This window comes from uncultured Kiloniella sp. (genome assembly GCF_937128705.1).
In the GTDB taxonomy this organism is placed as follows: Bacteria; Pseudomonadota; Alphaproteobacteria; order Kiloniellales; family Kiloniellaceae; genus Kiloniella.
Genome location: NZ_CAKZMP010000404.1, coordinates 1 through 9688, shown reverse-complemented (window position 1 = coordinate 9688; position 9688 = coordinate 1). Strand labels below are relative to the sequence as shown.

At 46.0% G+C, this 9688-nt stretch carries 10 protein-coding genes and 1 pseudogene; 7 read left to right on the top strand and 4 right to left on the bottom strand.

Annotation, left to right across the window (positions count from 1 at the left end):
* The 3 genes and pseudogenes from Q0241_RS20995 to Q0241_RS20985 all read left to right on the top strand — a co-directional run.
* A pseudogene (locus Q0241_RS20995) lies at window positions 1-281 on the top strand (ABC transporter ATP-binding protein); the annotation flags it as partial.
* Window positions 278-1036 carry an ABC transporter permease gene (locus Q0241_RS20990; protein ID WP_299381034.1) on the top strand — a complete coding sequence of 253 codons (759 nt, stop codon included), beginning with the start codon at window positions 278-280 and terminating at the stop codon, window positions 1034-1036. The pseudogene Q0241_RS20995 and the gene Q0241_RS20990, both read left to right, overlap by 4 nt.
* Before the next feature lie 24 nt (window positions 1037-1060).
* Window positions 1061-2008 (top strand): ABC transporter substrate-binding protein, encoded by a 948-nt coding sequence (locus tag Q0241_RS20985; RefSeq protein ID WP_366941209.1) that lies wholly within the window; start codon window positions 1061-1063, stop codon window positions 2006-2008.
* A 63-nt stretch (window positions 2009-2071) separates the two neighbouring features.
* Here the strand turns inward: Q0241_RS20985 and Q0241_RS20980 are convergent, their stop codons facing one another.
* The 3 genes from Q0241_RS20980 to fdhD form a co-directional block, all read right to left on the bottom strand.
* On the bottom strand, window positions 2072-3382 hold the full coding sequence (locus tag Q0241_RS20980) for an MFS transporter (protein ID WP_299381033.1): 1311 nt from the start codon (window positions 3380-3382) through the stop codon (window positions 2072-2074).
* A gap of 331 nt (window positions 3383-3713) precedes the next feature.
* Window positions 3714-4337, bottom strand: coding sequence for a molybdenum cofactor guanylyltransferase MobA (gene mobA / locus Q0241_RS20975; RefSeq protein ID WP_299381032.1), 624 nt, complete (start codon window positions 4335-4337; stop codon window positions 3714-3716).
* Window positions 4330-5274 carry a formate dehydrogenase accessory sulfurtransferase FdhD gene (fdhD, locus tag Q0241_RS20970; RefSeq protein ID WP_299381035.1) on the bottom strand — a complete coding sequence of 315 codons (945 nt, stop codon included), beginning with the start codon at window positions 5272-5274 and terminating at the stop codon, window positions 4330-4332. The genes mobA and fdhD overlap by 8 nt, the downstream gene beginning before the upstream one ends.
* Window positions 5275-5643: 369 nt before the next feature.
* Between fdhD and Q0241_RS20965 the strand changes: the two genes are divergently transcribed.
* The 4 genes from Q0241_RS20965 to Q0241_RS20950 all read left to right on the top strand — a co-directional run bounded on the left by Q0241_RS20965 (window position 5644) and on the right by Q0241_RS20950 (window position 9398).
* On the top strand, window positions 5644-6618 hold the full coding sequence (locus tag Q0241_RS20965) for an ABC transporter substrate-binding protein (protein ID WP_299381031.1): 975 nt from the start codon (window positions 5644-5646) through the stop codon (window positions 6616-6618).
* A 161-nt stretch (window positions 6619-6779) separates the two neighbouring features.
* The gene (locus Q0241_RS20960) at window positions 6780-7676 is read left to right on the top strand and encodes an ABC transporter permease (protein ID WP_299381030.1); all 897 of its coding nucleotides are present in this window, start codon (window positions 6780-6782) and stop codon (window positions 7674-7676) included.
* A 1-nt stretch (window position 7677) separates the two neighbouring features.
* On the top strand, window positions 7678-8472 hold the full coding sequence (locus tag Q0241_RS20955; protein ID WP_299381029.1) for an ABC transporter ATP-binding protein: 795 nt from the start codon (window positions 7678-7680) through the stop codon (window positions 8470-8472).
* A gap of 95 nt (window positions 8473-8567) precedes the next feature.
* The gene (locus tag Q0241_RS20950) at window positions 8568-9398 is read left to right on the top strand and encodes a M23 family metallopeptidase (RefSeq protein WP_299381028.1); all 831 of its coding nucleotides are present in this window, start codon (window positions 8568-8570) and stop codon (window positions 9396-9398) included.
* A 44-nt stretch (window positions 9399-9442) separates the two neighbouring features.
* On the opposite strand, the gene Q0241_RS20945 is transcribed toward Q0241_RS20950, so the two are convergent.
* The coding region (locus Q0241_RS20945; RefSeq protein WP_299381027.1) for a DUF6463 family protein at window positions 9443-9688 on the bottom strand (246 nt) is incomplete at its 5' end.

The window sequence follows — 9688 nt, the reverse complement described above, 5'->3', positions numbered from 1 at the left end:
TGGATGAGCCCTTCTCGGCACTGGATGCCATAACACGCGCAGAAATGCACGACCTCACCTTTCGATATCTGACGAACAAAACCGTTGTCATGATCACCCACGACCCGCTTGAGGCCTTAAAACTCGCAGACATAGTTTACGTGTTAAAAGGGCCGACAATTTCCAGTGTAGAGACATTAACGCCTTCTACCTGCCCACCACGAAACATCAAGAACGAACTTGTGCTAGAAGAGCACGAAACTTTGATGAAACAGCTTTCTGATAACGAAGGTTTGTCATGATAAAGTGCGCACGCCCGTTCATAATTATTATCGGACTTCTTCTGGCTTGGCAGTTGTTGATTTATACGACCGAAGTTCCGCCCTATATCCTCCCCGATCCCCTCTCTGTTTTCCAAGCCCTGTTCCAACGATTTGATACACTGATCAATCACGCAGGCATAACCCTGCTTGAAATCATTCTTGGCTTTCTTATTGGCAGCTTGCTGGGATGTTGTTCGGCCTTGGTCCTTGCCACGGTTAAATCCGCACGTGACTGGTTAACACCTTTGCTTGTCATCACTCAGTCTTTGCCTGTTTTTGCCCTCGCTCCTATTCTGGTTTTATGGTTGGGGTATGGTCTGCCGTCAAAGATTGCCATGGCCGTTTTGATCATTTATTTCCCCGTCACAGCCGCCTTTTACGACGGACTTAGACGCACACCAAGAGATTGGCAAGCACTGGCCCAGGTTATGGGGGCAAAGCCACTGGCTTTTCTGGTCCACGTTCGCATCCCCCTTGCCCTACCTGCACTGTCATCAGGCTTGCGCGTCGCAATGGCAACAGCACCAATTGGGGCCATTGTCGGCGAGTGGGTCGGTTCATCAGAGGGTCTAGGCTACCTGATGCTTCATGCAAACGGACGTATGCAAATTGATCTGATGTTTGCCGCCCTCCTCATACTCTCCATCATGGCTATTTCTCTCTATCTGACAACAGACCATCTCTTACACAAACTTCTTCGACACCTTTCACTTGATGATCATAAAACACGATAAATAACCTTACATAAGGACCTTATAATGTTACGAAAATTTATGACTGCGGCTCTTGCTTTGGGCGGTTTGTTAAGCCTTTCCACACAAGCTGTTGCCAATGAAAAACTAACCGTCTTATTAGACTGGTTCGTAAACCCTGATCACGCCACATTGGTTGTCGCGAAAGAAAAGGGTTTCTTTAGTGAACAGGGGTTAGACGTAGATCTGATCGCCCCGGCAGATCCGAACGATCCGCCCAAACTGGTTGCTGCAGGAAAGGCCGCGCTTGCGGTTTCTTACCAACCTCAACTTCACTTACAAGTCGCCGAAGGGCTTCCGCTAACCCGTGTGGGAACACTGGTAGCGACACCGTTGAATTCTCTTGTTGTCCTTAAAGACAGCCCAATTAAATCCATTGCTGACTTGAAAGGCCGCAAGGTTGGTTATTCTGTTGGTGGTTTCGAAGATGTTATTCTGGATGCAATGCTGGAAAAACACGGTCTCGGCGTAAAAGATGTCGAACTAATCAATGTCAATTTCACACTCTCTCCATCGCTTATTTCAGGTCAGGTAGACGCCGTCATCGGGGCTTTTCGTAATTTTGAATTGAACCAGATGGATATTGTTGGAAAACCAGGTCGGGCATTCTACGTCGAAGAGGAAGGCGTACCTTCATATGACGAACTTATTCTGGTAGCGAACAACCAGAATGTCGACGACCCGCGCTTCCCCCGTTTTCTTAAAGCTTTAGAGCAAGCCACCACTTATCTTATCAATCACCCACAAGAAAGCTGGACCCTTTTCATCAAAGCCTATCCAGATCTTGACGACGAACTGAACCGAAGAGCCTGGAAGGATACTCTTCCGCGATTTGCTCTACGTCCAGCGGCTTTGGATGAAGGACGTTACAGCGATTTTGCAGATTTCTTGAAAGCAAAAGACCTGATTAAAGAAGTTGGAGATGTATCTAATTATGCAGTGACCATTAAATAGCATTACCCATTATATAAAAGATAAGGGCTACCCGACTAAAGGTGGCCCTTATTGATTCCCGTATTATTTAAAGGAATTTTGTTTTTCTTGAGCAAACAATACCAAAACAGATGCAACAACCAACCAGATGATCATCGGGATAAATCCGGCTTCAAAAGCAGGAACATCATAGATACGCTGCCCCGCTTCTGTTGCACCATTCCAGTTTAGATCTATCAAAATACCCGTCAGAGGTTGCAGAACCATTGGGCCAATCATAACACCTGTATTACACCAACCTAGCGATGTTCCTTGCAGTCGAGCAGGAACAGCTTCTTTGGCCCAGGACAGACCAACAATCATAATACAACTTCCTGCGGCGGCAGAAAATAATGCCAAACCAAGAACAATCAGAGGAAGATCAGGTATCTGCGTAACAACAAACCAACCTAACGCAGCCACAAGTGCCAGCACAAAAAAGGGAATTTTTCGTTTCCCTGATGCATCGGACCAATGCCCAAGCAATACGCCGCTTCCGGCCCACACAAGCAATGTAACAGTGGTAATTAGTGCTGCTTCTGATGTGGAGAAACCATAAGCGACCTTGAGAAAAGGCACTCCCCAAAGCCCGCCAAAGGTAAGCATTGACCCTGCAGATGCTCCGCATGCCAACGTCAAAAGAAAAACCGTACGATAGGTAATGGCTTCTTTTAAATCAGCCCAAATGGACTGTTTTGGTTGAGTTTCATCGTGCTCATGACCATAGCTTTTATAGCCAAGATCCGTCGGATCATCCCGCAACCAAATGCCTGTAGCTAATGCCAGTACACCTGTAATCCCTGCAAAGCCAAGCATGACATAGCGCCAGCCAATCAACTCTATCATTTGCTGTAGCGGCGCCCCCGCGACAACAGCCCCCAGATTGCCCGAAAGAAGCCCAAGGCCAACCAGAAGTGCAAAGCGTTTTAGGTCAAACCAATGCAGAGCTATCTTCATCATTGTGACAAAAGCGACAGCCACTGAGCCACCGATCAACAAGCGACCAAAACTGATAATCCAGTAATTAGGCGCAAGTGCAAAAATCGCAGTTCCGATTGCCGCGACAATCGCCCCTGTTGTTAAAAGTTTTCGCGGGCCAAAACGATCCGCCATAACGCCAACAGGTACTTGCATAACCACATAACTATAATAATAAAAGCTCGCCAACGTCCCTAAGGTTGTTGCCGTCAATCCAAACTCAATCGTCAAAGGCTCTGCCATAACGCCAAAGGCAATACGGTGAAAGAACCCAATCAAGAAGAGCATGGCCCCCAATAACCACATCAACCAAGACAAGCTGGCTGGTGGCTTTTGCAATGACACAGGTTTATCGGGCATAACAGCAGACTGCGACAAATGAATTTTCCCTATGAAGAGATCATGTGAAGAAAGGATAGCTCAATAGCAAATTTTTCTGCAGCTATCCACAGACAGGATAATTTTGACGTAACCAATCAGTAACCGATAGCAACCCGTTAGGCAAAGATTTAGGCTGATTTGATCTCGACGTTTATATCGACGTAAAATTGTACGAAGACAGAGTTATATCAGGGTATGAAAGCACTATATAATAGTTGCCATCACACCCCGATATAATGACTGGCGAGCGTTTAATAAGCATGATGCCTGTAAGATTAGCAAAGCCTAATCTTACACATTCACTTTCGCAAAAATGCCACCCACTTTTTCATTCCCTCAACAAACTCTCGACCTTTAACAAATCATCCAGTTTGTTGGCGTTGAAAAAGGGATCAACCGTTTCATTCCCGATGACAACATCATCGAATGAAACGTGACAAATTCCATGACGTTCAGTCCAGCGATCGACCTTGCGCATTTCTTCGTGCACGATTGCTTGGCGTAAATCATCACGTAGGGCAACAGACCACAAACCAACAACAGGATGCGTTCGTCCATGCGACATGGCACAAGCCAAAGGTAAATTCTGTTTACTTGCCTCTGATACTAATCTTTCAACGAGATCCACAGGTACAAAAGGCGCATCACAAGGAACCGATACCATCCATTTCGCATCAGGGGAATGTCTTGCAACCCACTCTAGCCCCGTGAGCACCCCAGCCAAAGGACCGGGGTTATCATCAACGACGTCTGCTGCTACAGGTAACGAAAAAGCCTTAAATCGATCACTATCACCATTAGCGTTTAACACCAGCGGTCCGACTTGTGGCTTTATTCGCTTGATAATGCGGGTGAGCAAGCTCTCCCCGGCCAATGATTTCATGCCCTTATCACCGCCACCCATGCGGCGGGCCAGCCCACCGGCCAGTATCACACCCGCAACATCAGTCATCGGCTTGGCTCTCTTTAGTTTCAGTTCCTTGGGTTATATTATCTGTCCCACGGGCTGCCGCTCTTTGATGGCGTGGGTTTTCATCTTCCAAATCTGAGTCCTGATGGTCGAATACAATTCGGTCCTGTCCGGCCAGGGCTGTGAAACGTTTACCCTTGGCGCGACCAATTAATGTAAGACCCGCTTCTTTTGCCAGATCAACACCCCATGCCGTGAAACCGGAACGGGAAACCAGTACAGGAATACCCATCTGCACTGTTTTGATCACCATCTCTGATGTCAAACGACCCGTTGTGTAGAAGATCTTGTCTGAAGCTGTAATGTTATTCAAAAACATATAACCCGCAATTTTATCAACGGCGTTATGACGCCCGACATCTTCGATATAAATTAAAGGCTGATCGCTCTGGCATAAAACACACCCGTGTATCGCACCAGCTTCCAAGTACAAACTCGGTACCATGTTGATTTTACGACTGAGTGCGTAGATCCATGATGTGTGAATTTTGGCATCAGAGGGTAGCTTTATATCTTCGAACTTTTCCATCAAATCCCCAAAGACAGTCCCTTGAGCACATCCAGATGTACGTGTTTTCTTTTTCAATTTTTCTTCGTAGTTGGTTTCACGTTCAGTGCGAACGACAACCAGATCCAGCTCTTCATCCACATCAATGGCTGTGATCACATCATCACGGCGTAGCATATTTTGATTTAAAAGATAGCCAACTGCCAAATAATCAGGGTAATCACCGATGGTCATCATCGTTACAATTTCCTGCCCATTCAGGAAAAGAGTTAAAGGTTTTTCGACCACAACAGGAATTTCAATTACATTTCCATCCTGATCCGTTCCTTTTACCGCTTCAGTTAATCCTTCTTTCGTCGGATCGGGGCGCAAGACAAATTCTTCCAACGTTTCCAAAGAGGCTTTTGCCATACGTCTGGATGTCGTACTGGCCTGATTCTTATCTTTCATAAAACGGTCCGCATTAAATCTCTACAGGTCTGCTGATATCATTCAAACACTAAATCCCATGCACTATGTCGGGTTTTCTCATTATGAACAAGAAAAGGCCTAATCGTGATTTACGATCTTATATTCGGCTTGGACTAGGGCATTTATTTAGAATTTAAATCCATAAAAAACATCCGATCACTTCAACATATCTTCTTGCTTTCATGGCAGTGACAAGGATTAATACATCACAATAAATTGGACAGACTCCTGATACCCTATTTCTCTGCGAGTATCATGGCGTTCTGAACCATACAAACGAATATATAATTGCTATCTCGGAGGCACATCATGATTTCAAAAAATTTGGGATCCAAATTTATTGCAGCTACTTTAGCACTTGGCCTATCGCTTCCATTTGCAGCGCAAGCTGAAGATGTTGTTGTTGCCACAACTGCTATTGTCGAACACCCCGCTCTTGATGCTGTACGTGACGGCGTACGCGACGAACTGAAAGCTCAGGGCTACGAAGAAGGTAAAAACCTTACGTTCCTTTATAAAAGTGCACAGGGTAATCCCGCAACTGCAGCTCAAATTGCCAGAGAATACATTGGGAATGGTCCTGATGTTATCGTCCCAATTGCAACGCCTTCTGCACAAGCTGTTGTCGCAGCGACAAAAGACATTCCCGTTGTTTTCTCTGCCGTTACCGACCCTGTCGCAGCCAAGCTTGTTGCCAATGAAGGTCCATCAGGTACAAATGTTACAGGCGTGAGCGATCTTTCACCTATTGATCAGCACATTGCCCTGATCAAGGAACTGACACCAAATGCGAAAAGCATCGGTGTTCCCTATAACCCGGGCGAAGCAAACTCTGTTGTTCTATTGGATCTTGTGAAGAAACACGGTGCAGCCCAGGGCTTTGACGTTATTGCATCCCCGGCAACAAAAACGGGTGAAGTACTAACCGCGGCACAAAACCTGATCGGTAAAGCCGATGTTATTTATGTTGCAACGGACAACACAATCATCTCAGCTTTCGAAGCTGTGGTGAAAGTTGGTATCGATCACCAGATCCCTGTTTATGCTGGGGATACAGATTCTGTGAAACGCGGTGCATTAGCTGCGCTTGGCTTTGACTACTACGATGTCGGTCGCCAAACAGGTAAAGTTGTTGTTGAAATCCTCAAGGGTAAAGCAGCAGGTGATATTGCATTTCAGGGCGTGAGCAAAACCAATCTTTTTGTGAACCCGGCAATGGCAGAGAAAATGGGCGTAACCCTTTCTCCAGAAGTCATCGCGCGCGCAACAGAAGTGATCAAATAATATCGCTTGTTCTATCGCTGTCAAAAACAACAGTGATATAAAAGCCTTCAAGGAAGGCGAAATTCGTTTTGCGGATTTCGCCTTCTTGCGTTATGGAACTATCCAAGCAGCGTGATCTACGTAAAAACACAACAGTTAGAGAGCCGCAAGGCTTCGGATAAATGAACCTTATTTCCTTTATGGGTGCCATCGAATTAGGTCTGATCTACGGTCTAATTGCTTTAGCCGTCTTCTTGTCATTCAGAATTCTCGACTTTCCCGATCTAACAATTGACGGATCGTTTCCCTTGGGGGCTGCCGTCTGCGCAACGATGATCGTCTCAGGATGTAACCCGGTATTGGCAACGGTTATTGCCTTCTTTGCTGGCGGCATGGCCGGACTGGTCACTGCATTTTTGAACCTGCGCTTCAAGATTCTCAATCTACTCGCATCTATCTTGACCATGATTGCCCTCTATTCAATCAATCTGCGGATTATGGGGCGCCCGAATGTACCAATAATCACAGAAGAGACAATTCTGACATCTTTTGAAGGTCAAGGGCTGCCAGGTTATTATCTTAAGCCAATTATCGCGGCTATTATTGTCTTTATCGTTGCTATTATTGTCGCCCGGTTCCTGAATTCTGACTATGGACTAGCCATGCGTTCAACCGGTGCAAATCAGAAAATGGCCCGCGCACAGGGAATTGATACCAACAAGACAACCTATATTGGCATGGCTCTTTCAAACGCCCTTGTTGGTTTGGCTGGGGCTTTGTTTGCCCAAATGAACGGTTTTGCAGATATCACCATTGGCACGGGGACCATCGTTATTGGCCTTGCAGCCCTTATCGCCGGTGAAGCAATTTTCTCGACACGCGGTATGCTGATGGCCGTTCTTGCCTGTATCTTTGGATCAATCGTCTATCGCATCGCCATTGGTCTCGCCCTTAACGCGGATAGTATTGGGTTGGAACCTTCCGACCTCAACCTGGTTACTGCCTTATTGGTAACAATTGCCTTGATTTTACCCGGGGCTAAAAATCCCCTCAAAAAACTGATGAAGCGGGGGCACTAAGATGATCAATGTTCAAGATCTCCGCATCACTTTTGGCAAAAACACGCCAAACGAAAACAAAGCACTTCAAGGTGTAAATTTGTCTGTTGCCGAAGGGGAATTTGTTACTGTCATCGGGTCAAACGGTGCTGGAAAATCCACATTTATGAACTGTTTGACCGGTGAGTTAATCGCCGACAGTGGTGCCATTACAATTGACGGAAAAGACGTCAGCCGATGGAAAGCAGCGCGACGGAGTAGTTTGGTCTCGCGGGTTTTCCAAGATCCTCTTGCGGGAACCTGTGAAGCTTTAACCATAGAAGAAAATCTTTCTCTTGCCCATTCAAGGGGGCAAAAACGCGGCTTTGGTCTGGCAATAAATAATACCAAGCGTGAACTTTTCAGAGAACGTTTGTCTCGCCTACGGTTAGGTTTGGAAGACCGTCTAGCAGACAAGATGGGACTTCTCAGCGGTGGTCAGCGACAAGCCGTCAGCCTGATCATGGCAACATTACAACCAACAAAATGCCTGCTTCTTGATGAGCACACGGCCGCACTTGACCCCAGAATGCAAGCTTTTGTGCTAGAACTCACCAATGATATTGTCAAAGAAACTGGCATCACGACCTTGATGATTACCCACTCTATGGGACAGGCTCTTCAGTTTGGGACAAGAACAGTAATGCTTCATGAAGGACAAGTTGTCTTGGATGTTTCTGGCGAAGAACGTAGTTCCATGACGATCCACGATCTCGTTGACATGTTTGGCAGGGTTAGAGGCGAGGAACTCGATAGTGACAGCTTGTTGCTTGGGTAACGTCTCGTCTCTAATTAAGTGACGGATAGTACGCATCCAAGAGAAACAGGCTAGTAAAACTGGCTCATTAACACAGGAGAGTCTCGCGTAAGAACATGAAACATCTTCCCCTTACTTCTCTCCCCTTTTATAGCCTTGTAAGCGCTCTACTGACATGCCTTTTTTTATCATCCGCAACAGCAACCAACGCTGGTGAGCGTGAAGACTGCTTTCATCACAATAAGGTTTGTTATCTGACAGTAGAGGATAATAAACTCGCCCAGATTAGTGCCCAAAACAACTATGCTTTTCCTATGCGCATATCGCTACAAATGACGGGGCATAATGTAATACCTGCAAAAAAAACAGCGAACGTGCGACTTGCCCCAAATGAAATTAAAAGCATTCTCACGATAAAGGCAAAAAGCCATGGTGAGTGGCGTTACAGCTGGACTTCACAGCTCCATCCCGACACAGGCAGCGCCAAACACGATGACACTGTGCTCTACCAACTCCCTTTTCCAAAAGCCAAATCCTACCCCATCTCTCAGGGACCGAATGGAGCATTTTCTCACACTGGGCCAAATAGCTTTGCCATTGATTGGGCAATGCCTGTGGGGTCAGAAATTTTGGCGGCACGCGAAGGGACTGTCATTTCACTCAGGGAAGATTCATCCCGTGGTGGCGCTTCGAATAAATATAAAAGCGAAGAAAATTATCTCTGGATCCAACATCCCGATAGAACAATAGGTCAGTATCTGCACCTTAAGAAAGACGGTGTTGTTGTCCAAATAGGTGATAAGGTAAATAAAGGTCAGCTTATCGCCTATTCAGGAAACACAGGCTATTCCACGGCACCCCATCTGCATTTCCACGTTTCTACATCGCAGATACATGGCACAGCCTTTCAAAGCCATCCCATTACCTTCATTACGGACGAGCCTTAGAACCCTATCCGTCAAAATGACCTGTCATACATCCCCGAGACGATTTAGTTCCAATTGTCATTAGCCGATTTATTCTTCAAGTAAAACCCGAATATTGCAGGTGTCATCAACCAAAATCCTGACGCAGGTATCAACAATATTCCCAACACCGTCATACATACCAAAGAGACGAGGATAACCTCTTGAAAAGGCGGCATCACTGTTTTCTTCTCATCACGATCAATCATATACCCAACAAGAAAAAGCGGGATTCCAAAGAAAAAGAACCAAACGGTGTTTCCTACCTCAGC

Coding starts and splice junctions, on each gene's coding strand:
- Q0241_RS20950 (WP_299381028.1), top strand. CDS start 8,568: ATGAAACATCTTCCCCTTACTTCTCTCCCCTTTTATAGCCTTGTAAGC.
- Q0241_RS20990 (WP_299381034.1), top strand. CDS start 278: ATGATAAAGTGCGCACGCCCGTTCATAATTATTATCGGACTTCTTCTG.
- Q0241_RS20960 (WP_299381030.1), top strand. CDS start 6,780: ATGAACCTTATTTCCTTTATGGGTGCCATCGAATTAGGTCTGATCTAC.
- fdhD (WP_299381035.1), bottom strand. CDS start 5,274: ATGGCAAAAGCCTCTTTGGAAACGTTGGAAGAATTTGTCTTGCGCCCC.
- Q0241_RS20965 (WP_299381031.1), top strand. CDS start 5,644: ATGATTTCAAAAAATTTGGGATCCAAATTTATTGCAGCTACTTTAGCA.
- mobA (WP_299381032.1), bottom strand. CDS start 4,337: ATGACTGATGTTGCGGGTGTGATACTGGCCGGTGGGCTGGCCCGCCGC.
- Q0241_RS20955 (WP_299381029.1), top strand. CDS start 7,678: ATGATCAATGTTCAAGATCTCCGCATCACTTTTGGCAAAAACACGCCA.
- Q0241_RS20985 (WP_366941209.1), top strand. CDS start 1,061: ATGTTACGAAAATTTATGACTGCGGCTCTTGCTTTGGGCGGTTTGTTA.